Raw genomic sequence first — 21,251 nt, 5'->3', positions numbered from 1 at the left:
CCATGGCGCAGGGGTCGGGGTACGCGATCCAGGCCGGCGGGGCCGAGGGTCAGGCGAAGGCGCTGGACAAGGCGTCCGGCGACGAGGGCAGGATCGGGACGGCGATCAGCGACCCGATGTGCTACACCGCGGACGTGTTCGGAGGTGAGGACGTCGACCCGGCGTACCAGAACTTCAGCAGCGCCTGGCAGGCGGAGAGCGCGACGATCAAGAGCGCGCTGAGCGAGCTGGCGGGGAAGGTACGGAGCTCCTCGGCCGGTTACCAGTCGGCCGACGGCACCGTGGTGAAGGACCTCGCGGCCGCGGGCAGCGGCGAGTACCGGCCCTTCGGCTGAGCCGGGCGTCCGACGGACGGACGGCCGACGGACGGCCGACGGGCCGCCGGCAGCGGCCGACGGGCAGCGGTGAGAACGAGCAGCACCAGCAGGAACCACACCACGGGCAAGGAAACAGGGGGGGCGAACGAGCCGCCATGGCAGGGGAATCCACCACCCAGCGCTGCAAGGCGCTGAGCGAACGGCTGAAGGACGTCCGCGGGGCGGACAGCAAGAACGGCCTGATCTCCGCGATCAAGGGCGCCCTCGCGGTGCACGCCCCGGTCGGGGACGTGGGCACCATCGAGGCCACCGGCAACCGCTACAAGACCGCGGCCGCCGACTCCAACCAGCTCCACCAGGACGTCCTGGCGGTGTCCACCTCCGGGCTGCCGGACGTCTGGACCGGTTCGACGGGCGCGAAGGCCGCCGAGGTGGTGGCCGCCGCCGCCCGGGCCGTCGACCAGCAGACCACCGCGCTCCACAACGGCGGGATAGCCCTGCTCCACCTCGCGGACGCGCTGCGCACCGCCCAGAGCCAGGACGGCGCCGCGCGCTCCGGGCTCCAGCAGGTGCTGAGCTCGCTGGGCGGCGAGGACGGCTGGTTCGACGACATGGTCGAGTACGACGACGAGGAGGCGGAGCGCAAGAAGGCCCAGCAGGCCGCCGCCCCGTACGTCGAGTCGATGCTGGCCGCCGCCAAGCACGCCGACGAGGCCGCCCGGGCCGCGGCCCGCGACCTGAACAAGCTGGCCTCCGAGGCCCGCGCGGGCAAGATGAAGACCAACGCGGTCACCGCCGCCGACAAGATCGTGCTGGCCGAGACCTCCGGTCCGGACGGTCCGACCGAGCTTAACGAGCTGCTGACCGCCAACGACATGAAGCGGTCCGGCGAGTACCTGGACAAGATGAACGAGAAGGACCGGGCGGACTTCGAGAAGCTGCTCGCCGACTCCAAGTCGCCGCAGGAGCGCGCCTATCTGATGAAGGCGCTGGCGGCCGGTCACAACATGGACGAGATCCGCACCTTCCAGGGCAAGATCCACGGCAAGGACCCGGAGTGGCTCCGGACCCACCTGACGCCCGTCCACACCGAGGACGACGACACCACCAGCGGCGGGACCAACGACGACGGCTCCAACCGGAACACGGACGAGGTGACCTTCGACGGCGCCCGCTGGCAGCAGGCGAACACCGAGGGCACCTGCGTCGCCTCCTCCACCGTCACCGCCCGGGCGATGGTCGACCCGCTCTACGCGCTGGACCTGACCGGCGGCCCGACCGGCCAGGAGGACGACCCGGCGGCGTTCCAGCGGCGACTGCTCGCCGAGCAGCACCGGGTGCACCAGGAGGGCGACGGCGGCGACAACTGGGACGGCATGGGGCCGGACGGCAAGGAAAGGGTGCTGGAGCACGAGGTCAGCCCGCACACCGGCGCCGAGTTCGACTACAAGAAGATGCCGGACGCCGACTCCCGGCGCGAGCTGCTGCCGGACATCGAGAAGTCGGTCGCCGACGGCAAGCCGGTGCCGGTCGGGGTGGAGGGCTACGACAAGGACGGCAAGCGGTCGGGCCACGCCATGATGATCGTCGGCCAGGAGGGCAACATGCTGCAGATCTACAACCCGTGGGGCACCACCACCTGGGTCAGCGAGGACGACTTCGTCAACGGCCGCATGGGCGGGGCCTCGGACAACCGGCTGCCCACCGCCTACGCCGTCCACATGCCGAAGTGACCGGGATGGCAAGGGTGTTCACCAGGAGGCCGGTGCGGAAGGCGGCGCTGGCGGCCGTCCTCGCCGCCGGGCTGACGGTCGGGCTGACGGCCTGCGGACAGGACGGGCCGGCCGGATCGGGCGGGTCGAGCGGATCGAGCGGATCGGGCCGCGGCCGGCTGCTCGGCCCGGAGGAGCGCTCGGTGACCCTCGCCGTCGGCGAGCGCTTCACGGTCGCCGTCCGGGACAACTCCTCGGCCGGCGACCGCTGGAGCGTCGCGGACCCGAAACCGGACGCCGCGGTCGCGGCCCTGGCCGACGAGCAGCTCGACCTCCCGAAGGAGTCGAAGACCTCGGACGGCGTCGGCGGCACCCGCTTCTACACCTTCGAGGCCAAGGGCGGCGGGACCACCGCCGTCACCCTCCTCAACTGCTTCCGCGGTTACTGCAACCTCCCCACCACCGGCGAAGAGAACAGGAAACTGGTCGTGCGCAACACCTACACGGTGACGGTCCGATGAGCCCCGACGACCGCTTCCGCCCCAAGGGCGACGACGAGCTGCTCCGGCTCGACGTGTCCGCCATGCTCCGCTACGGCCTGGCCTTCGCCGGGCCGCACCGGGCCGCGCTGTTCGGCGAGGGCGCCGTCGCGGCCGCCCTGGCCGCCGACCGGCTGGGGGTGCTCCCCCGGTCGCTCACCTTCCTCGCCGAGGTGGTGCGCAGCGGCGGCGCCCGCTACGCCGCGGACCTCGCCGAACCGCTGCCCGGGGCGGAGCCGGCCCGGCTCGCCCGCGACTGGCTGGGCTCGGCGGCCACCACCGTCACCACCGTCGACGGCGACCAGTTGCTCGCGCGCTGGCTGGAGGCCGTCGCGGAGATCCTCGGCATGCGCCGGGACGCCCGCGCGGCGGCGGGCGGCTGAGCGGCGGGTGCTGTGCACCGGGGGGGTGGGGCGCGGGGGCCGCGCGCCGGAACTGGGGCGCGGACGCCGGGAGCCGGGGCCCGGGGCCGGGTGATCGTTACTGCTTGACAGGGTACGTAATACTGTAACGCGCTGGTACGCCCACGGATCCCGGCCTCGCGGGCCCGCCGGGTCCCCTCCCCGCAGCTCGGAGCAGCACATGCACCCCTTCCTCGACCACCCCGGGCCGCTCGCCTTCGCACACCGGGGCGGTGACCTCGGGCGCCCCGAGAACTCGCTCGCCGCCTTCGAGGCCGCCGTCGCGCTCGGCTACCGCTACCTGGAGACGGACGTGCACGCGACGTCCGACGGCGTGCTGGTGGCCTTCCACGACTCGCGCCTCGACCGGGTCACCGACCGCACCGGCGCCGTCTCGGAGCTGCCCTGGGAGGACGTCAGGCGGGCGCGGATCGGCGGGACCGAGCCGGTGCCGCTGCTGGAGGACCTGCTCGGCGCGTTCCCCGGGGCCCGCTTCAACATCGACGTCAAGGCCGCGCCGGCCGTCGCGCCGCTGGTCGAGGCGATCCGCCGGACCGGCTCCTGGGACCGGGTCTGCGTCGGCGGCTTCTCCGACACCCGGCTGGCCGCCGTCCGGGCCGCCGCCGGGCCCCGGCTGGCTACCTCGCTGGGCCCGCGTGAGGTGGCCCGGCTACGGCTGCGCTCGCTGGCCGAACCGTTCCTGCCGTCGTCCGCGCTCGGTCCGCAGTCCCGGCGCCCGGGAGCGCCCTTCACCGGGCTGTGCGCGCAGGTGCCGGAGCGGCACCGGGGCGTCCGGGTCGTCGACCGGGCCTTCGTCCGAACCGCCCACCGGCTCGGCCTCCAGGTGCACGTCTGGACTGTGGACGATCCCACACGGATCAGGGCTCTCCTCGACCTGGGTGTGGATGGCATCATGGCCGATCGCATCGACGTCCTGCGGGACGTCCTCGGCGAGCGCGGCTGCTGGACGGACGGCAGCACGGGCTCCAGCACGGTGATGGGAACCCCATGAGCTCCACGAACTCGGCGACGCACCTGCCGGACGACCCACCGACCGACCCCACGGCCGCCGACCCGGCCACCTCCGCCTCCTCCGCCGCCTCCGGTCCCTCCGCCTCCCCTGTTTCCCCCGCCTCCTCCGCCTCCTCCGCCGACGACGCCCGCGCCCTGCGGCGGATGCAGTTCGGCTGGTACGTCAACGACTGGGCGAACGCCGCCTTCTCGGCCACCGTCCTGACGGTGTTCCTCGGCCCGTACCTGACCACCGTCGCCAAGGAGGCCGCCGACGCGGCCGGCAACGTGCACCCGCTCGGCCTGTCGATCCGCGCGGGATCGTTCTTCCCGTACACGGTCTCCTTCTCCGTGCTGCTCTCGGTCGCGGTTATGCTGCTGACCGGCACCGTCGCCGACCGCACCGGGCGACACAAGGAGCTGATGTGCGGCTTCGCGTACGTCGGTTCGCTCGCCACGATGGGGATGTTCCTCCTCGACGGCGACCGCTACCTGCTCGGCGGCGCGCTGCTGGTGGTCGCCAACATCTCGTACGCGACCTCGGTCGCGCTCTCCTACGCCTACCTGCCCGGCCTGGCCTCCCCCGACGAGCGCGACAAGGTCTCCTCCACGGGCTGGGCCTACGGCTACGCGGGCGGCGGACTGCTGCTGATCGCCAACCTGGTGCTGTTCCAGGGCCACGACGCCTTCGGCCTGGACTCCGGCACCGCCGTCCGGATCTGCCTCGCCTCGGCCGGTCTGTGGTGGGCGCTGTTCACCGTCGTCCCGATGCTGCGACTGCCCTCCCGGGCCGGGGTCGCCCCCAGCCGCGCCGCCGAGGGCCCGACCGCCCCCGGGGACGGCGAGCCCGCCGGCGGCAGCCTGCGCGAACTCGCCCGCACCCTGCGCGGCATGCGCAAGCACCCGCTCACCCTGCTCTACCTCGCCGCCTTCCTCTGCTACAACGACGGCATCCAGACCGTCGTCTCCCAGGCCTCGCTCTACGGCAGCGAGGAACTCGGCATGGACCAGACCTCGTTGGTCACCGCCGTGCTCCTGGTCCAGGTGGTGGCGATCGGCGGCGCGCTGCTGCTCGGCCGGATAGCCCACCGGTACGGCGCCAAGCGGACGATCCTCGGCTCCCTGGTCGGCTGGGTCGTCACCGTCGCCCTCGGCTACTTCATGCCCGCCCACCAGCCCGCCTGGTTCTACGCCCTGGCCTGCATGATCGGCCTGGTCCTCGGCGGCAGCCAGGCGCTCTCCCGCTCCCTGTTCTCCCACCTCATCCCACCCGGCCGGGAGGCCGAGTACTTCAGCTTCTACAAGGTCAGCGACCGCGGCACCAGCTGGATGGGCCCGCTCGTCTTCGGCGTCGCCTACCAGCTCACCGGTAGCTACCGCTCGGCGATCATCTCGCTGCTGGTCTTCTTCGTCATCGGCTTCGCCGTCCTGCTCAAGGTCCCGGTCCGCCGGGCCATCGAGGCCGTCGGCAACCCGGTCCCCGAGCGCCTCTGACGTCCCCCCGGCTCGGACGACCAGGGCCCGGCCGCTCCCCGATCCGTCGGGGAGCGGCCGGGCCCTCGGCGTGGAAACGGCCTGCCGTTCCGTCAGCCGTCGGTGGGGGCCGCGGTGGCGGCGATGCCCTGGATGCTGCTGCTGTCGACGAGGTGGAAGGTGGTCCAGCTGCCGTCGGCCTTCTTGTCGGCGGTCCAGATCCGGTCGTCGGAGCCGATGGCGAACAGGCGGATGGTGTCGCCGATGGTGGTGGTGGCCACCTGCTTGACACCGCCGGCGTCGGGGACCTTGTCGAAGGTGGTCCAGGGGCCGTTGTCGGTGCTGTCGGTGGTCCAGATCGCGGCGTCGCCGCCGACGGCGAACAGCCGCACGGTGGTGCCGACCGTGGTGGCCGCGATGTGCCGGATGGCGCTGCTGGGGATGCGCTCGAAGGTGGTCCACGTCCCGGCGGTGTAGTCGCCGGTGGTGGTCCAGATCTCGTCGTTGCCGCCGATCGCGAACAGCCGCACGGTGTTGCCGACGGTGGTGGCGGTCACCTGCTTGATGCCGCTGCTGGGCAGGGCCTCGAACGGGGACCAGGTACCAGCCGCGTAGTCGCCCGCCGCGGTGTAGATCCGGCCGTCGCCACCGATGGCGAACAGCCGGACCTTGTCGCCCATGGCGACGGCGGTCACCTGCTGGATGCCGCTGTTGTCCGGCACCGGCTCGAAGGGGCTCCAGGCGTTGGTGGCGGTGTCCTTGGTGGCCGTCCAGATGCGCTGGTCGGAGCCGATCCCGAAGAGGCGGATCTTGTCGCCCATCGTGACGGCGCTGATCTGCCGGATGCCGCTGCCGTTCGACACGGACTCGAAGGTGCCCCACACGTCCGTGGTGTACGAGCCCTCGTTCGCCCAGACCTTGGTGTCCCCGCCGACCGCGAGCAGTTCGCTGGCCGCACGGGACGCCTTGACCTGCCGCACCCAGCCCCCGAGGTCGTCGACGCGGGAGCTGTAGGCGCCGGTGCGGGTCTCGGTGACCGGGGTGCCCAGGCAGCCGCCCTGCCAGGAGCGCGAGGCGACGGCCACCAACTCGGCCCGGCCGTTGACCTCCCGGATAGCCGGGGCACCGGTGTCACCCTTGCAGATCGCCGCACCGTTCGTGCCCGTGATGCCGATGCCCGTCGGGTTCACCGAATCGAGGCCGAACACGCCGGAGTGGACCATCAGCGGCGCCCACTCGTCCTTCGTCCGGCCGACACCGGGAACGCGCAGGCTCTGCCCGGCGGCCGGCGCGGTGGCCGCCAGCGGCAGCGGGGCGACGCCGTCCACGGCCCTGGTGAGACGGGCCAGCACCAAGTCGCGGTCCTGACGCGGCACCAGCTCGGCCACCTGGGCCGACTTGGCCCCGACGGTGACGGTGGTCGCCCACTTCGGCGCACCGGCCGCCAGGGCCTGCGGCTGCGCCGGGTCGTCCGCGAAGCAGGACGCGGCGGTGAGCGCCCAGTAGCGGTCTACCAGCGCGCCCGTGCAGCCGCGCAGGTGGTCACCGATCACCAGGCTCGCGGTGAAGGCGTAGGAACCGTCGGCGGCCGGGTCGCCGACCACGGCACCGGCCGGGGCGAAGCTGCTCAGCGTGCTCGCGGCAGCGGCCGCGAGCAGCACGCCGGCCCGCCGGAGGCGGGGCTGGGACTTGCGGGACATCGGGAATTCCCCCTGGGATACGAGAAGGTGGTGCCCCGCCGAACCGGCGGGACGCGGTGCGGGGTTGAATCAGCCAGCGGTCACAGCCGTGGCGGCCTTGACCCGTACGACACCGCCGGGGCAGACGCCACGGTCTTGCGAATGGGTGCTCAGCATGCCGACGGTCACGGCCACCACGACCAGCAGGCCCGCCGCCCCTGGGCGGGACGAAGGCTTTCGCAATTTCACTTGACTTCCTGCAAAGCCACAGTCGACCACTGTCGGACGAATCGGCCGGTCAGCGGTGGGCGACCAGACGCAGCAGCATGTGGTCGTTCTGGTCCGGGTCCGAGGCCTCGCCGATCGGCGTCCAGATGTACTCGCCGGGCCCGTTCTTCGCGATGTCGAAGGTCTTTTCCGTCCCCTTGACCACCGCAGTCGCCTTGGTCGTGTAGTCGTTGCCCCGGATACCGACCACCTTGGGCAGCTCAAGCTCAAGGAATCCGCCCGTTCCGGTGACCTTGAAGCAGACCCGCTCGTCCCGGCCGCGCGCCCACACTTCGATCAGGTTCTGCCCGTCGACGCAGTCCGCGAGCAGGATGTGCCCGTCGCCACGCTTCAGCACCAAATTACGGTCCTTGAGGATCTGCTCCGCACCCGGGTGGATGAAGTCCTCGACGGCCGGAGGCGGAGTGTCAGTACTGGCCGTGGTCACCGCGGCGCCTCCGGCAGTGCCCGCCGCGGCCACGCTGGAAATGCCGATGAGCACCGTCGCGGCAGCCAGGGCGCCGACGATAACAGGACGGTGTCGCATGCGCATGGGATCCCCTCATTCGAAGTTTTTCGGAAGTCGACGCCGGTTCGCAGCTCGACTGCTTCTGGAGCAGGTCATTCATATCACCGTGTCAGCCCGGTAGTTACGCACCTTCGGACACGGAGTGAGTTGCCTTTGCTGATATCAATGGCGGTACGCCCGATTTGCCGCTATAGCGAGTTCAAGCCAGCCTGTCCGAAACTTTTCGCCCTGAGGTTGAGGGTCGATTTATGTGCCACTCGCTCTGTATGGTCGCGGATCGTGCGCATCATCGCGCCAGGCTGCACCCCCGAAGCAGTCCGCTCCGGGCGGTGAACGGCGACTTCATCGAGGGGACATGGGGATTAAGGGGAGCGGAAGCTCAGGAAATGGCCTGCGCAATCCGTGGCGGACACGGACAGCCATAGCAGGGCTGTGTGCCGTGTCACTACTGATGGGAATAACGGGCGGTTCCGCGGCGGCTCTGCCCGCGGAGGCCACATCAGATGCGCCGACCGCACCGAGCGACCGGGAGAAGGTGTTCACGGCGTGGCTCAGTGGCGGCCGTGCTACCAAGGCGGCCGCTCAGAACGCTCTGTTGGGGTCCGATCAGGACGTAAAAGCCTTTCTGGACGGCAAGTTGAAATCCGTCCAAGCGGAGGACGACCGGGTCGCCGCACTGCAACTGATCAACACCAGCGGCCGAGGGGTACGCGAGGCAGCCGGCAAGGCGCTCAGCGGCACGCCCGAGGAACTGCACACCTTCCTCACCACGGGCTATGAAGGGCCGTGGAAGGAGGACCTCCGGGTCGCCGTGCTGACCTCCATCAGTCTGGACGAACGCGGCGCGCGCGACGCGGCGCAGGCCGCCCTCAAGGACGGCTCCCTCGAGGCGTTCCAGGCGTTCCTGGACAGCGGTCGAGCGAAGGCCCAGGAGGAGGACGACCGGGTCGACACCCTGCGGCTGATCGCCGTCGGCGGCCCCCAGGTCCGCGACGCCGCCCAGCAGGCGCTCAAGAACGGGCCGGTGGAGGTGAAGGAGTTCCTGCGCAACGGCCAGCACGTGGCTCGGGCCCGCGACCAGGAGAAGATGACGGTCTCCCAGCTCGCGGAGGAGGCGCGCACCGCCGGTCAGCAGGCCCTCCAGGAGACCGAGGCCGCGAAGCAGGCCTCGGCCCGCGCCGTCGTCGCCGCGCAGCAGGCCAAGGCCGCTGCCGAGCGCGCCGCGCAGGAGACTGCCGCGGCCAAGGACTCCGCGCAGCAGGCCAGCGAAGCCGCCGGCCGGGCCGCGGATGCCACGAACCAGGCCGCCCAGGCGGCGGCCACCGCGATCGAGGCCGCCAATGCGGCCCACTCGGCGACCCGGGTGGCGGCCAGCGCCGCCTCCGCCGCCGCGTCGGCCGCGACCGCAGCCGGCAACGCGGCGTCCCGGGCCTACCAGGCGGCCACCGCGGCCGCTGGGGACGCCGGTCAGGCAGCCAACGCATCCGCTGCTGCCAAGGTCGCGCGAGATGCCGCCGCGAACGCGCAGCGTGCCGCGGAATCCGTCGACCACGCGCTCACCGCGGTGAACAACGCGGTGGACGCGGCCAAGTCCGCCGCCAGCGCCGGGTCGAATGCGGCCGCGGCCGCTGATGCCGCCGCCCAGGCCGGCGGTTATTCGCAGGCGGCCGGCGCCCAGGCCGAGCGGGCGAAGGGCGCGGCGGCCAAGGCCCGCGCGGCCGCCGCCACCGCGAGCAGGGCCGCCAGCTCCGCCGAGACCCTGGCCGGGCGTGCGGCCATCGCCGCCCAGGAGGCCAAGACGGCGGCGAATGACGCTGCCACCCACGCCAACAACGCTGCTCAGGCGGCAGAGGAGGCCGCGGCGCACGCCGGTCAGGCGGCCGGTGACGCCAGCCAGGCCACTCTCCACGCCCAGGCCGCCGTGGCCGCGGCCAACACCGCGTCCAAGGCCGCGGCCACGGCCCGCCAAGTCGAGGAGACCGCGCGCGCCGCGGAAGCCGCCCAGCTGGCGGCGGAGAAGGACAAGCGGATCCAGCAGGCTCAGGAGCTGAAGAAGCAGTACGACGAGCAGCAGGCCAAGGACCGCGAGGACCGGGCAGAGGCAGTGCGGGTCGACACCGAGACCAAGCAACTGCTGTCCGACGCCGTGGCCCCGGGCACCGACCCGACCGCCGCCGCGCGAATGGGCCGTCAGGCTGCCGCCAACCTCTTCTCCACCGGCGGCCCCTGGACCAGCCAGGCCGCCAAGGACGCGCTCACCGGTTCCGACAGTGACGTGCTGGAGTGGCTGAAGCAGCGCCGAGCTCTCGCCTCCGAGCACGACGACATGTCCCGCGTCGCCCACCTCTCCGAGTCCACCAACCCGCGCCTGCGCACCGCGGCCTTCACCGCGCTGAACGGGTCCACGCAGGATGTCCAGACCTTCCTCAACGGGGGCCAGGACACGGCCATGGCCGAGGACAACCGGGTCGAGATCCTGCGGATCATCAGCCAGGGCGGCCGAGCGGTCAAGGAAGCCGGCAGCAGGGCCATCGACACCAATACGCCCGCAGCCTTCCACCAGTTCCTCGACACCGAGCAGTACCGGGCCCGGGAGGAGGACGACCGGGTGACGGCGCTCTCGCTGCTCACGGCGGGCGGCCCCCAGTTGACCGCCTCCGCCCAGGTCGCCCTGGCCGGACCGCCCACACAGCTGCGCAACTTCGTCGCCGTGGCCCAGTACCGGGCCGCCGAACAGGACCAGCAGAGCGCCCTCCATGCCGCCGACATCCGGCGAATCGTGGCCGACGCGTCGAACACCGCCGCCACCGCCCAGGAGACGGCTGCGACCGCGACCGCGGCGGCGCTGACGGCCCAGGGCGCCTCCCAGGAGGCCGCGCAGTACGCCGCTCAGGCCCGCCAGTCCGCCGACGAGGCCAAGGGCTACGCGGACCAGGCTCGCCAGTCCTCGGACCAGGCGGACAAGTCGGCCCAGCAGGCCGCGATGTCCGCGCAACAGGCCAGAACCGCCGAGAAGTCGGCCCGTGCCGATGCCTCCGCCGCGACCAAGTCTGCGGCCTGGGCGTCCTACTCCGCATCGAAGGCGGCCGCGTACGCGAACTCGGCCTACGGCTCCGCTGCCCAGGCCCGGAACTCGGCGCTGGCCGCAGGCCGGAGCGCCCAGGAGGCGGCGCAGGCCGGCACCGACGCGATGCGCAGCGCGGTGGACAAGATCGCCGCCGAGGAGCGTGCCCGCGCCGCCCAGCAGAACCAGTCGCCGTCGACACCGCCCCCGCCGGGCTCGGTCACCGTCGGCGACCAGGACGGCCACGACTACATCAGCGACCAGGACGACCCGAAGAAGCACCCGCCGTTCCACGAGCCGAGCAGCTGGGAGAAGTTCTTCCGCAACCTCGGCAGCCAGGGGCAGCCGGACCCGATGCTCACCATCGTCGGCGGCGCCGAGCTCTGGGCCTGCCACGCCGGGTCGATGTCCTGCGAGCTGTTCCGGTACTGGGAGAAGAAGTCCGGCAAGCCGTTCAACTTCTCGGCCGACCAGATGCGGGACCTGTACAACAACCCGACCATGCAGAACGACCTCAACGAGAGGGCCGCCAAGTACGCGCAGTCCGCGGCGGAGAAGTGCACCGGCGGGGTCGGCACCACGTGCTCGGTGAAGCTGGACTCCAACTGGCTCGGATTCACCTACAAGTGGCCCGGTTCCAAGGACCACATCTTCGCGCTGCACTCCGTCCAGTACCGCGTCAGCGGAGAGGTGACGGCAACGGTCGTCAGCCCGGGCAAGGTGCGGCTCTCCGGGGACTACCGGTACGACCTGAAGAAGGAATACAACTTCGACATGGACAAGCCGCCGATCGACGTGTACGGCATCCCGGTCGACGTGAAAATGCTGGCCATGGCACCGAGTCAGGGGTACGCCCGCGACTTCACCGTCCAGGGGAGCATGACCGGGCACATCGACTCCACCACTGGTTGATCGCTCGATCCGGTTCGAGTACCGTCCTGCGGGGCCTTCCCCGCGGGACGGCGCCCGCCCGGGAAAGGACACTGATGCGAGTACGGAACACGGCGGGATCGCCCGGCTACGGGGCGGTGCGACGCGCAGCGGCGGTGGCCGCGAGCGTGGTCGTCACCCTCGCCCTGGCGGTCGGCTGCACGACGGCGGACCCGGACCCCAGGGCGTACCCGAGTTCCCCGAAGGGGCAGACCCTCGAAGGGGTCGCGAAGGCGTTCGGCCTGGACCTCCCCGCGTGCGACCTGCAAGGCGTCGGGTTCTCCGGGAGCGCGAAGTACCCCGGTCAGAACCTGAACCTGAGCTTCCGGGCCTCGAAGGACTGTGTGGACCGATTCCTTTCCGCTCACTCGGCCGACCTCGCCCGCCCCGTGCACTGGACCCCGGGGCAGGGGAACCAGACCGGGTTCGACGACGCCGAGACTCGCGGCTTCGGATGGACCTTCGACAAGGCAGTGACCTACGACCTCTTCGTGGACTTCAAGACCTCCACCGGAAGCCGTTTCAGTGTGGTGGTGGACCCGGGACAGACGGAGCGGACGGTGTACATGGAATCCCGCTACCTGGGCGGCTCCTAACCAGGGGCCTGACGCCACGCTGCGCAACTTCCGTGCCGAGCACTTCCTGAGGCGCCTGCCGGCCGTCCGCCGATCCGGCGGGCGGCCGGCAGGCGCGTTCATTCCGCCTGGCCGCGAAGACGGCCTGGGGCGGGCGGATTTACCAGCCGTCTCCCTGGTCGGCGCGTACCCGCCCGCGGTCGGCGTCAGCAGCCGATGGAGCGCATGCTGAGGCTGGTGAAGCGGGTGCCCGAGGGGGCGTGGAGGGTGATGGCGCGGGACTTGCCCTTGCCGCCGGCCCAGTCGCTGTCGACGTAGCCGCCGTTGGAGAGGCCGCCGCGCACGTAGGGACAGCGGCCGTCCGCCTTGGTGTCGTGCACCGTGCCGACGACCTTGGTGTCGTAGTTGCACCACTTGCCGTTCGCGTAGCCCTGGCCGGAGCTGATGCTCCAGTTCTGGGTGCAGGAGTCGGCGGGCGGCGCGGCGTGGGCGCCGGTGAGCGGGACGAGCAGGGAGAGGAGGGCCATAGCGGCGACGACGGCTCCGTGGACGGCGAAACGGTGCTTGGACATGGCGGTACCTCCACACGGGTGCGCGGGTGGACATCCGGGCCGGGCGACGGGGGCGGCGCGGCGGTTCAGGGCGCGCGGCTCGCGGCCCGGCACATGACTCGCGGCGAGCGGTTCGCGGCGCGGCCGGCGGGCGCCGACCTCGGCGGTCCGTCGATCGTGACGTAGTCGAACGACTACCGTCAACTACGCAGCGGCGTAAGGTCGCTGGCAATGTGTCCCGTTGGCACGGGGTGGCACGGGCGACCCAAGGGGTACGTCCCGCACCATCGGGACGGGTCGGGCGGTCGGCCATCTGCACGAACGTCGGCCCGGAGTTCGGCCTTGCCGCTCGCCCTTCTGGGCCCGGTACGCGGCGACCCGCACCCGGGGGACGCAGCGCGGGACGCAGTAGCGCTGCGAGTGAGGCCGGCACCGGCGGGGGCGCGGGTGTGCGGGGAACAGGGCGCCGGCCGGGCAGACTGACCTGGGGGCGGGCCGGATGGCGATCGAGCAGGGCGGTGATCAGTTCGGCGGCCCGGTCCGGATCGTCGGTCCCGAGGACGGCGATCACCTCGGCGGCGGTCGCGCCGCCGAGCGCGGTCAACTGTTCTGGAGTCGCGTCAATATCTCGCGTACATCGCCCAGTTGGCGGTATCGCCGGAATCCGGGCGCGAGGTCGCGCACCAGTGCGACGCACCGTGGGGCCCCGATGCGCGTGGCCAAGTCCAGCGCCTCCCGGGCGACGGCGAGCGCCTGCTCGACGTCCTTGGACTGCAGGTAGCCGCCGGCCTGGTACGTCAGGAAGATCCCGCGCGTCTTGTCGCGGGCGCGGGGCAGCAGCGCCATGCCCTCGGCGATCCGCACGTGCGCTTCCCCGGTACGGCCGAGGTCGAGCAGGCACTGCCCGGAGTCGACGGCGAGGTCGGCCGGGCCCATCCACGCACACCAGTCCGGGGCCGGGTCCGCCGAATCCGTCCCGAGCGCGGTCTCGGACGCCGACAGATCCCGGTAGCAGGCCGCACGCTCGCCCAGCGTGGCGTACGCCCTGGCGCGGCGCAGGAGCAGCAGCGACCTGGCGGTGGGATGCCGCGTCCCGGACAGGGCGTACCCGAGCTGATCGACCGAGACCTTCGGTTCGCCGAGCCAGTTCGACTGGTAGGCGAAGTCCGAGAGCACCCCCGCACCGTGGTCGCGGTCACCCGCCGCGTGGGCGGACTGCAGGGCGGCTCCCCAGAGCTTGCCGGCCGCCCAGTGCCTCCCCTGGTCGAAGCGGTACCAGCCGCAGGTGGTGGCCAGCGAGGCCGCCAGGAGATGGAGGCGTCGGCCGATGGCCTCGCCGTAGCGGCCGTCGGCGATCAGGTCGGTCACCGTGGCCAGCTGGGCATCCAGCAACCGGGCGGTGTGCTGGCGCTGTTCGGTCGGCAGAGCCGTCAACTCCCTGCTGGTCGCCTCCAGCCAGTCCACGAGTCCGTCGTCCACCCGCCGGCCGCCCGGCGCGGAGTTCAGACGCTCGGGCTCGATCACCGCCCACTGGGCGGCGAGCCCCGCCAGGGAAACGGCGCTGTACGTCATGAAGGTGCGACGGTCCATGAGGGCTCTCTGTGCGTCGTGGAGTGCTTGGACGGTGTGGCCGACGCCCAACGACAGCGGCTCGTCGCGGCCGGGCAGCCAGTAGGGCCAGCCGTACGCCGCCATCTCCGAGACCGTGACGCCGAAGACTTCGGCGAGGAGGAGCTGGGAGTCGGGGTTTGGGGTCTTGCGCCCGTTCTCCCACCGGCTCACGGCGGTCTTGTCGGCGCCGGAGCGCAGCCCTTGGCCGCGAGCGGCCCTGTCGAGACGGGCGGCGAGATCCCCCTGAGACCAGCCGCGCAGTTCACGCGCATGGGCGAGGGGATGCCGGATCGGGTCGTCCACGGGCCAATCCCATCATCGGCAGTGACCGCGAGCATATCGCCGACACGGGCGGGACAACCCCGGGACAACAGACGAAGCCTGGCCGGTGAGGACGAGTTGCGGTGTACTCGCGATACACCGAAGGACTTCCTTCGCAGGACGGAAACGGAGGCGCAGAACATGACGCAGTCGCCCGCGCCGTGGGGCACGCGACGGATGGCTCCGTACGCGGCCACCCCCACGATCCCGGAGCACACGCCCGTGATCGACCCCGAGACGCAGATTGCGGTCATCGTGGACGACCACGGCCGAACCGTCGAGCTGGGCAGCCACGGCACCAGCACGAGCGGCCTCACTTCCACGATGACCACCCCGGGCGACGGGGCCGGGCCGGGCGGTGCGACCGACGCGGACACCACCGAGTCCTACGACCAGGACCAGAGTTCCGGCTGATGGGTGACAGCAGGTCGGTCCTGGTGCTGACCAACGCCTACGACGTGACGGCGGACGTGGTGTTGCGGCTTCTCGCCGACCGCCGGGTGCCCGTGGTCCGCCTCGACCCCGGCACCGACCTGCACGCGGGCGCCTCGCTGACCGCCGCGTACCGCACGGGCGAGCAGCGGGGCACCCTGCGCACGGCAAGCCGGGAGATCGACACCACTCGGATCCGGTCCGTCTGGGTGCGTCGGCCCTCGCCGTACGAGGGGCCGCAGGGGCTGAGCGACCAGGACCGCCGGTTCGCCGCCGAACAGGCGCTGTGGGGCGCCGGGGGAATCCTCACGTCACTGCCGGGCGCCCACTACCTCAATCACCCGTGGAACAACCGGGCCGCCGAGTTCAAGCCCGGCCAGCTCTCGACCGCGCAGCGCTGCGGGTTCCTGGTGCCCAGCACAGTGATCACCAACGACCCCGACGAGGCACGGGCGTTCGCCACCTGCCAGCCCGCCGGGGTGGTCTACAAGCCGGTGTGGAACACGCCCTACCGCGTGGCGGGCCGGCCGCACAGCGTGTGGGTCCGGGAGGTTCTGGGGGCCGAGATCGCCGACGCCGTGTCGGTCTGCCCGCACATGTTCCAGGCCAAGGTCGGCAAGGCGTTCGACGTACGGGTGACCGCGATCGGCGGCCGGCTGTACGGGATCCGGATCGACAGCCCTGATCTCGACTGGCGCTACCGCCAGGAGCTGATGACGTGCACACCGATCGAGGTGCCCCGGTCGGTCAGCCGTCCGATCACCGCCTACCTGGCCGAACTCCGTTTGGGCTACGGCGCGTTCGACTTCGCCGTCACCGCCGTCGGCGACTGGTACTTCCTCGAGTGCAATCCGAACGGCCAGTGGGCGTGGCAGCCGACGGAGACCACCACGGCGATCGCCCACGCCATCGCCGACCAGTTGGAGAAGGGCCCCGACACATGAACACGGCAACCCGGCTTCGCGCCGCCCTGGCGGACAGGCTCGCCGAGGACGGCACCCCCATGGAGCCCGAGTGGGGCAGCGCCGTCAGGGCGGTGCCCCGCGAGCTGTTCACCGGATCCTACTTCCGGCCGGTGGCGGGCAGCGCCCCCACCAGCTACCGGCCCGTCCGCGAGGGCGAGCCCGGATGGCTGGAGGGTGTCTACTCCGACGAAACGCTGATCACTCAACTCGACGGCCGCATCCGGGCCGACGACGTGTCCGAGGAGGCCGTACACGGTTCCCCGTCCTCGTCGTCCACCCTGCCCTCGCTGGTCCTGCGCATGTGGCACCGGCTCGGCGCCGAGCCCGGACACCGGGTGCTGGAGATCGGCACCGGGACCGGTTACTCGACCGCCCTCGGCGCGCACCGCCTCGGGGACGGCAGCCTCACCAGCATCGAGTACGACCCCGTGGTGGGCGCGGCTGCCGCAGCGGCGCTCAAGGCGGCGAACTTCGCGCCCCGATTGGTCATCGGCGACGGGCTGCGCGGTGATCCGGACGGTGGGCGGTACGACCGGCTGATCGCCACCTGCTCGGTCCGGTACATCCCGCTGCCGTGGCTTCATCAGGTGGAGCCGGGGGGAAGGATCCTGGTCACGCTGTCCGGGTGGGGTTACGCCAACGCCCTCGCGCTGCTCGACGTGACCGGCCCGGGAGAGGCCACGGGCCGCTTCCTGCCCGGCTGCACCAGCTTCATGATCGCCCGCCCCCACGACCGGCCGCCCCGCCCGACGCTGGCGCTCCTCCCCGGGGAGGAGCGCCCGAGCCGGATCGACCCCGCGAAGCTCGACGACTGGACCGGCGGTTGGATCGCCCAGCTCGCGGCGCCCTCGGCCGAGCGCCTGGGGGCGGGAGCGGAACAGATCCTCTGGGACGTGTCCACCGGTTCCCAGGCCCGGACCGCCCGCGACCACGACGGCGGGTGGACAGTCGTCCAGCACGGTCCCGTCCGCCTGTGGGACCGGGTCGAGCAGGCGGTGCACCGCTGGCAGGCCGCCGGCGAACCCCGCCAGGAGGAATTCGGCATCACGGTCTCACCCACCGGCCAGCAGGTCTGGCTCCGCACCGAGGACGGCCCCGGCTGGGACCTCCCGATCTGACGCACAGCGGCCCGGCCGGGCCACCCCACAGATCCCGAACCTCTTCGGCCCCGCCGCGCACGGCACGAGCGCGGCGGGGCGAGCACGGCGGGGCGAGCGCGGCGGGGCGAGTCGGACGACTCGGCCCGGCTGTCGGCACGGTCAGGCAAGCACGCACCCGGTCGGGTACTCGTTCCAGCGTTCGGGGACGACCGAACCGATGGCAGCGGTGCACGTACCGCACTCGGCGTCTCCCGGGGACAGGTCCGAGTACGGGATGACTGACGTCCTCTCAACGAGATCCTGGCCCCCACTTCCGGCAATGCTCCCGCTCTGCGCACCGTCGGCGCTCCTGCCACTGCGGGCGTCTCCGGAAAGCCGGCGGCCGACGCGTAGGCGTGGCGCGAAGCCCGACGGCACCGGTGCGGAGGCGGCGCGACGCCCGTCCGGGATGTCCCGGACGGGCGTCGCGCCGCCTTACTGATCGTTTCGAAATGACTGCGTCAGCACCGAAGGCGATCTTGAGTCAGGGGTTGCGTCACGGTCGTGTTGAGGCCTTGCGGAGGAGCTCTGCAGCGGTGCACGTCTGATCAGGGTCGATGGCAAGGCAGATGTTGAAGCCCTGATCATCGTGCTGGACCTGGGCATGGAGGCTGCAGTCGAGCCTCGTGCCAAGGTCCGCCTCAGCCGTGAGCGACTTGCCTTCGGTCGCCGACTCCGAGGAGATGTAGCTGTTCGGCGAGCCGTGCGGTGCGAAGAACAGCCACCTGCCGGTCGTGATGCTCGGAGAGCAGGTGTAGTCGGGCACGGCGTGGGTGAGTCCACTCGCCGTCAGGCTGTGGTCGGCAGCCATGTGCACTCTGGCGCCGGCTGCATTGCCCCAGTCGCCCACCAGATCAACCTGCTGGATCACGGCTTCGCCGCCGCCGGCCCCCGCACACGAGGTGCACGCGAGAACCAGGCACCCGAGAACTGCCGCCATCCGCCCGAAGGGCCTGCCGAGCCGGTAGGCCGGGCATCGCACTCTGTCACCGACCCGCAACGAAGGCCGCCCAGCCTTGCCGGTTCCGGCTGGAAACGCGCGCTCCGCTCCCATGACTCCGCCCCTCGGTTGACTGTCTCGGCAGCATGCGCCCAGCGCTGCAGGGAGCAGCGGCCGTCCCGGGGCAAGCTTGCCAGATATTTTGAACATGTTCAATGATTGGTCGGCGGCCCCGTTCAGGCCGCCCGCCGCAGGCACCGCAGCGGGCCGTCGAGGGCGTACAGGACGCCGCCGAGTCCGTAGCGGACCTGCGCGGCGGCGTACCGCGCGTCACCGGCGTCCAGTTGCTCGAACGCCGGCCAGACCGGGCGGGCGCCAGTAGACCGCCTGCACTCGCTCGCGGGACACCGTCCCGCGGAGCCGGTTGGCCGTCAAGAGCGCAAAGGAGTGGGGTCGAAGCGGACCCCAAGTCGATGTTCTCGGGTTGGGCGGGGCCGCCGGGGCGTTCCACGCGGCTGACCGGGGTGAGGAATTGGGCGCGTTCATGGCCGGGCCGAGTCGGGCGACTCGGCCCGGCCGCGTCCGGCGCGTTCACGTGGGTGTGCGCCGGGTCGGGTGCTGGTTCCGGCGTTCGGGGCCGACCGGCGCATCGGGCCTGGGAATCCGGAGGGCTGTGACCGCACCGAGGGCGACGGTGGTGAACGCGAGTGCCAGGAGGTCGGCGAACGCGGCGCCGACCAGGAAGGTCGCGGTACCGGGACTCATCTGCGGTCGCCCCCTTCCGGGCCGGGCAGGAGGTGGAGGAGGTTCAGCAGGGTGCTGACCGGCGCATGGCCGAAGTCGACCAGGATGCGGCCGTCGGGGGTGGACTCACCGGCCGAGGCGGAGCCCCAGAGAAGCCCGAACGGCATTCCGCGCCTGTGCAACTCGCCCAGGAGCGCCGTGATCTGCGGCCCGGTGTAGTCGCGCATCCGGGGGTCGTCCGGCGCGACGGGCTCGCGGGTCACGCGAGCGACTCCAGCTCGTACCAGACGACCTTGCCGCGCTTCTGGGGGTCGACGCCCCAGCGGTGGGTCAGCCCCTGGACGAGCTGGAGGCCGCGGCCGCACTCGCCGAGGTCGGTGGGCAGACGCTGTTCGGGGAGCACGTCGCTCTCGTCCGCGACGGAGACGCGGAGGGTACGGCCGAGCAGGGAGAAGTAGACGACGGGGGCGGCCGTGGCACCGTGCCGCCAGGCGTTGACGATGAGCTCGCAGAGGGCGAGTTCGGCGTTGAAGACGGTCTCGGACGCCCAGCCGGCGCGGGCCAGGGCGTCCCGCAGGGCCTGCCGGGTGAGAATGATCGAGGGCGTGTTACGGGTGCACACGGGAACCTCCGTGAGGTGGTGGCGTGGGAGAGGTGAGCCGGCGGATTCGTCGCCGTGAGCCAAGTCAGGGCAGGGCTGGTTGATGCCGCGCGTGACTGCTCTGCGGTGCGCGGGCAGCAGGCGCCTGCTGCCCGGGAGAACGAGCGTTACTGACGATCCGTCGGATCGATCTGACGGCGACCATAGCGCAGGGCCGTGATAAAATTTCCATGGATCCGCGATATTCCCTCTAAGGTGGCATCGCCAGCCCGCAGATGGACCGTCGCCCGACCTGCGCGGCAGACTGGGATCACCCTCGCCGCGGAAGGAACCAATGGCTCGCAGCAACCCCACACTCCGCCAACGCCGACTCGGCGCAGAGCTTCGAAGGATGCGGGAACAGGCCGGCTTCGGCGGCAGTCAGCTCGGCCGTGCCGTCGGAATGAATCCGGCCCAGGTGACACAGATGGAGGCCGGAAAGATCGGCATCAGTGTCGAACGGCTTCATACGATCGCCGCGACCTGCATGTGCGTCAATCAACCCCTGATCGACGCACTCGCCGAGATCATCACGAACCGTGGTAGGAGCAGTTGGTGGGAGGAGTACCGGGACACCCTGGCGACGGACTTCCTCGAGGTCGCCGAGCTTGAGAGCGACGCGGAGCGGCTGACCACGTACTCGACGTCCTTGATCCCCGGCCTGTTGCAGACCGGCGCCTACGCCACCGCGCTGTTCGCCCAGACCTACCCTCCGCTGCCGCACCACGAGATCGACCTCAGGACCGCCTTTCGCATACAGCGCCAGCGAGTGGTCCGCTCCGGTGCCGTGCCCTACACGGCGTTCATCCATCAGGCCGCCCTCCACATGCAGTTCGGCGGGCCTCGGGTGCTCACCGAACAGCTCAACGCACTGGACGTAGACTCGGAACACCCGAACATCTCCGTTCGAGTGGTGCCGTTCAGCGCCGGGGTCGTCCCGAGCCCCAGCGAGAACTTCACCTATGCGGCAGGGCCGATCACCGAGTTGGACAGTGCAGAGATGGACACCGGACACGGGATCCGTCTCTTCGACGCTCCGGCTCACCTCGCGAGGTTCCGCGCCCTGATCGCGCAGATGGACTCCACGGCCCTGTCCGAGGAGGCCTCACGAGACTTGATCCGATCTGTCAAGAAAGAAATGGAACAAGAGCATGGCTAGCTCCACGTGGCAGAAGTCCAGCTTCTCCGGCGCAACGGACAACTGTGTCGAACTGCGCACAGAATGTGGGCTGGTGGAGCTCCGCGAGTCCGACGACGCCGACGTCATAGTCCGCACCGCCTCCGTCAGCTTCGCCACGTTCCTCGACGCCGCCAAGGCCGGCGAGTTCGACCACCACGCCGACTCCGCCACCTGACACCACCGGCCCCTCGCTCCGCGGAGCGAGGGGCCGGTACAGGTTGGTCCCGACCT

General features: G+C 71.3%; 21 protein-coding genes and 1 pseudogene. 14 read left to right on the top strand and 8 right to left on the bottom strand.

Annotated features, from left to right (window positions below; all coding sequences use genetic code 11):
* Positions 1–2 precede the first annotated feature (2 nt).
* From ACFY0X_RS00490 to ACFY0X_RS00465, 6 genes are all read left to right on the top strand, one after another.
* Positions 3–335 (top strand): hypothetical protein, encoded by a 333-nt coding sequence (locus tag ACFY0X_RS00490; RefSeq protein ID WP_387747188.1) that lies wholly within the window; start codon positions 3–5, stop codon positions 333–335.
* Between the two features lie 137 nt (positions 336–472).
* Positions 473–2,050, top strand: a complete 1,578-nt coding sequence (locus ACFY0X_RS00485; RefSeq protein WP_387747186.1) for a peptidoglycan-binding protein — start codon at positions 473–475, stop codon at positions 2,048–2,050.
* Between the two features lie 5 nt (positions 2,051–2,055).
* Entirely contained in the window at positions 2,056–2,550 is a 495-nt protein-coding gene (locus tag ACFY0X_RS00480) for a protease inhibitor I42 family protein (protein WP_387747183.1), read from the top strand.
* Complete coding sequence (locus ACFY0X_RS00475; protein ID WP_387747180.1) at positions 2,547–2,951, top strand: hypothetical protein; 405 nt, start codon at positions 2,547–2,549, stop codon at positions 2,949–2,951. Before ACFY0X_RS00480 ends, ACFY0X_RS00475 begins: the two co-directional genes overlap by 4 nt.
* A gap of 199 nt (positions 2,952–3,150) precedes the next feature.
* A complete protein-coding gene (locus ACFY0X_RS00470; protein WP_387747177.1) occupies positions 3,151–3,981 on the top strand; it encodes a glycerophosphodiester phosphodiesterase in 831 nt (276 codons plus the stop codon).
* 164 nt (positions 3,982–4,145) lie between these two features.
* Positions 4,146–5,474: an MFS transporter gene (locus tag ACFY0X_RS00465; RefSeq protein ID WP_387748039.1), complete on the top strand. Its 1,329-nt coding sequence runs from the start codon at positions 4,146–4,148 to the stop codon at positions 5,472–5,474.
* A 92-nt stretch (positions 5,475–5,566) separates the two neighbouring features.
* On the opposite strand, the gene ACFY0X_RS00460 is transcribed toward ACFY0X_RS00465, so the two are convergent.
* Complete coding sequence (locus tag ACFY0X_RS00460) at positions 5,567–7,153, bottom strand: trypsin-like serine protease (protein WP_387747174.1); 1,587 nt, start codon at positions 7,151–7,153, stop codon at positions 5,567–5,569.
* Positions 7,154–7,430: 277 nt separating this feature from the next.
* The gene (locus tag ACFY0X_RS00455; RefSeq protein ID WP_387747171.1) at positions 7,431–7,952 is read right to left on the bottom strand and encodes a hypothetical protein; all 522 of its coding nucleotides are present in this window, start codon (positions 7,950–7,952) and stop codon (positions 7,431–7,433) included.
* Between the two features lie 331 nt (positions 7,953–8,283).
* Between ACFY0X_RS00455 and ACFY0X_RS00450 the strand changes: the two are divergent.
* From ACFY0X_RS00450 to ACFY0X_RS00440, 3 genes and pseudogenes are all read left to right on the top strand, one after another.
* Positions 8,284–8,547, top strand: a pseudogene (locus ACFY0X_RS00450) (ALF repeat-containing protein); the annotation flags it as partial.
* Positions 8,548–8,565: 18 nt separating this feature from the next.
* Entirely contained in the window at positions 8,566–11,904 is a 3,339-nt protein-coding gene (locus ACFY0X_RS00445) for an ALF repeat-containing protein (RefSeq protein ID WP_387748037.1), read from the top strand.
* A gap of 74 nt (positions 11,905–11,978) precedes the next feature.
* A complete protein-coding gene (locus ACFY0X_RS00440; RefSeq protein WP_387747168.1) occupies positions 11,979–12,518 on the top strand; it encodes a hypothetical protein in 540 nt (179 codons plus the stop codon).
* Positions 12,519–12,703: 185 nt separating this feature from the next.
* Here the strand turns inward: ACFY0X_RS00440 and ACFY0X_RS00435 are convergent, their stop codons facing one another.
* Complete coding sequence (locus ACFY0X_RS00435; protein WP_387747165.1) at positions 12,704–13,069, bottom strand: hypothetical protein; 366 nt, start codon at positions 13,067–13,069, stop codon at positions 12,704–12,706.
* Between the two features lie 579 nt (positions 13,070–13,648).
* Positions 13,649–14,962, bottom strand: a complete 1,314-nt coding sequence (locus tag ACFY0X_RS00430) for a helix-turn-helix transcriptional regulator (RefSeq protein WP_387747162.1) — start codon at positions 14,960–14,962, stop codon at positions 13,649–13,651.
* Between the two features lie 159 nt (positions 14,963–15,121).
* Here ACFY0X_RS00430 and tgmA point away from each other — a divergent pair, with 159 nt between their 5' ends.
* Genes tgmA through tgmC form a run of 3 tightly spaced genes read left to right on the top strand, consistent with a single transcriptional unit; the run spans position 15,122 to position 17,495 of the window.
* Positions 15,122–15,394 carry a putative ATP-grasp-modified RiPP gene (tgmA, locus tag ACFY0X_RS00425; protein ID WP_387747159.1) on the top strand — a complete coding sequence of 91 codons (273 nt, stop codon included), beginning with the start codon at positions 15,122–15,124 and terminating at the stop codon, positions 15,392–15,394.
* Complete coding sequence (tgmB, locus tag ACFY0X_RS00420; protein WP_387747156.1) at positions 15,394–16,356, top strand: ATP-grasp ribosomal peptide maturase; 963 nt, start codon at positions 15,394–15,396, stop codon at positions 16,354–16,356. The genes tgmA and tgmB overlap by 1 nt, the downstream gene beginning before the upstream one ends.
* Complete coding sequence (gene tgmC / locus ACFY0X_RS00415; protein ID WP_387747153.1) at positions 16,353–17,495, top strand: ATP-grasp peptide maturase system methyltransferase; 1,143 nt, start codon at positions 16,353–16,355, stop codon at positions 17,493–17,495. Before tgmB ends, tgmC begins: the two co-directional genes overlap by 4 nt.
* A gap of 517 nt (positions 17,496–18,012) precedes the next feature.
* Here tgmC and ACFY0X_RS00410 read toward each other — a convergent pair.
* The 4 genes from ACFY0X_RS00410 to ACFY0X_RS00395 form a co-directional block, all read right to left on the bottom strand.
* Complete coding sequence (locus ACFY0X_RS00410; RefSeq protein ID WP_387747150.1) at positions 18,013–18,387, bottom strand: hypothetical protein; 375 nt, start codon at positions 18,385–18,387, stop codon at positions 18,013–18,015.
* A gap of 660 nt (positions 18,388–19,047) precedes the next feature.
* Entirely contained in the window at positions 19,048–19,221 is a 174-nt protein-coding gene (locus ACFY0X_RS00405) for a hypothetical protein (RefSeq protein ID WP_387747147.1), read from the bottom strand.
* Positions 19,218–19,463: a hypothetical protein gene (locus tag ACFY0X_RS00400; RefSeq protein ID WP_387747144.1), complete on the bottom strand. Its 246-nt coding sequence runs from the start codon at positions 19,461–19,463 to the stop codon at positions 19,218–19,220. The genes ACFY0X_RS00405 and ACFY0X_RS00400 overlap by 4 nt, the downstream gene beginning before the upstream one ends.
* Positions 19,460–19,822: an ATP-binding protein gene (locus ACFY0X_RS00395; protein ID WP_387747141.1), complete on the bottom strand. Its 363-nt coding sequence runs from the start codon at positions 19,820–19,822 to the stop codon at positions 19,460–19,462. Before ACFY0X_RS00395 ends, ACFY0X_RS00400 begins: the two co-directional genes overlap by 4 nt.
* Before the next feature lie 313 nt (positions 19,823–20,135).
* Here ACFY0X_RS00395 and ACFY0X_RS00390 point away from each other — a divergent pair, with 313 nt between their 5' ends.
* Both ACFY0X_RS00390 and ACFY0X_RS00385 read left to right on the top strand, forming a co-directional pair.
* Positions 20,136–20,999, top strand: coding sequence for a helix-turn-helix domain-containing protein (locus tag ACFY0X_RS00390; protein WP_387747138.1), 864 nt, complete (start codon positions 20,136–20,138; stop codon positions 20,997–20,999).
* Positions 20,992–21,195, top strand: coding sequence for a DUF397 domain-containing protein (locus ACFY0X_RS00385; protein WP_387747135.1), 204 nt, complete (start codon positions 20,992–20,994; stop codon positions 21,193–21,195). Before ACFY0X_RS00390 ends, ACFY0X_RS00385 begins: the two co-directional genes overlap by 8 nt.
* Positions 21,196–21,251 lie beyond the last annotated feature (56 nt).

This window comes from Kitasatospora sp. NPDC001547 (assembly GCF_042894165.1).
GTDB lineage: Bacteria > Actinomycetota > Actinomycetes > Streptomycetales > Streptomycetaceae > Kitasatospora.
This window is presented reverse-complemented; position numbering and strand designations above follow the sequence as displayed.

Excerpts from the sequence above, each read along its gene's own strand:
- ACFY0X_RS00405 (WP_387747147.1), bottom strand. The coding sequence starts at position 19,221 with ATGAGTCCCGGTACCGCGACCTTCCTGGTCGGCGCCGCGTTCGCCGAC.
- tgmB (WP_387747156.1), top strand. The coding sequence starts at position 15,394 with ATGGGTGACAGCAGGTCGGTCCTGGTGCTGACCAACGCCTACGACGTG.
- ACFY0X_RS00485 (WP_387747186.1), top strand. The coding sequence starts at position 473 with ATGGCAGGGGAATCCACCACCCAGCGCTGCAAGGCGCTGAGCGAACGG.
- ACFY0X_RS00390 (WP_387747138.1), top strand. The coding sequence starts at position 20,136 with ATGGCTCGCAGCAACCCCACACTCCGCCAACGCCGACTCGGCGCAGAG.
- ACFY0X_RS00435 (WP_387747165.1), bottom strand. The coding sequence starts at position 13,069 with ATGTCCAAGCACCGTTTCGCCGTCCACGGAGCCGTCGTCGCCGCTATG.
- ACFY0X_RS00460 (WP_387747174.1), bottom strand. The coding sequence starts at position 7,153 with ATGTCCCGCAAGTCCCAGCCCCGCCTCCGGCGGGCCGGCGTGCTGCTC.
- ACFY0X_RS00475 (WP_387747180.1), top strand. The coding sequence starts at position 2,547 with ATGAGCCCCGACGACCGCTTCCGCCCCAAGGGCGACGACGAGCTGCTC.
- ACFY0X_RS00455 (WP_387747171.1), bottom strand. The coding sequence starts at position 7,952 with ATGCGCATGCGACACCGTCCTGTTATCGTCGGCGCCCTGGCTGCCGCG.
- ACFY0X_RS00490 (WP_387747188.1), top strand. The coding sequence starts at position 3 with ATGGCGCAGGGGTCGGGGTACGCGATCCAGGCCGGCGGGGCCGAGGGT.
- tgmC (WP_387747153.1), top strand. The coding sequence starts at position 16,353 with ATGAACACGGCAACCCGGCTTCGCGCCGCCCTGGCGGACAGGCTCGCC.
- ACFY0X_RS00480 (WP_387747183.1), top strand. The coding sequence starts at position 2,056 with ATGGCAAGGGTGTTCACCAGGAGGCCGGTGCGGAAGGCGGCGCTGGCG.
- ACFY0X_RS00440 (WP_387747168.1), top strand. The coding sequence starts at position 11,979 with ATGCGAGTACGGAACACGGCGGGATCGCCCGGCTACGGGGCGGTGCGA.
- ACFY0X_RS00465 (WP_387748039.1), top strand. The coding sequence starts at position 4,146 with ATGCAGTTCGGCTGGTACGTCAACGACTGGGCGAACGCCGCCTTCTCG.
- tgmA (WP_387747159.1), top strand. The coding sequence starts at position 15,122 with ATGACGCAGTCGCCCGCGCCGTGGGGCACGCGACGGATGGCTCCGTAC.
- ACFY0X_RS00385 (WP_387747135.1), top strand. The coding sequence starts at position 20,992 with ATGGCTAGCTCCACGTGGCAGAAGTCCAGCTTCTCCGGCGCAACGGAC.
- ACFY0X_RS00470 (WP_387747177.1), top strand. The coding sequence starts at position 3,151 with ATGCACCCCTTCCTCGACCACCCCGGGCCGCTCGCCTTCGCACACCGG.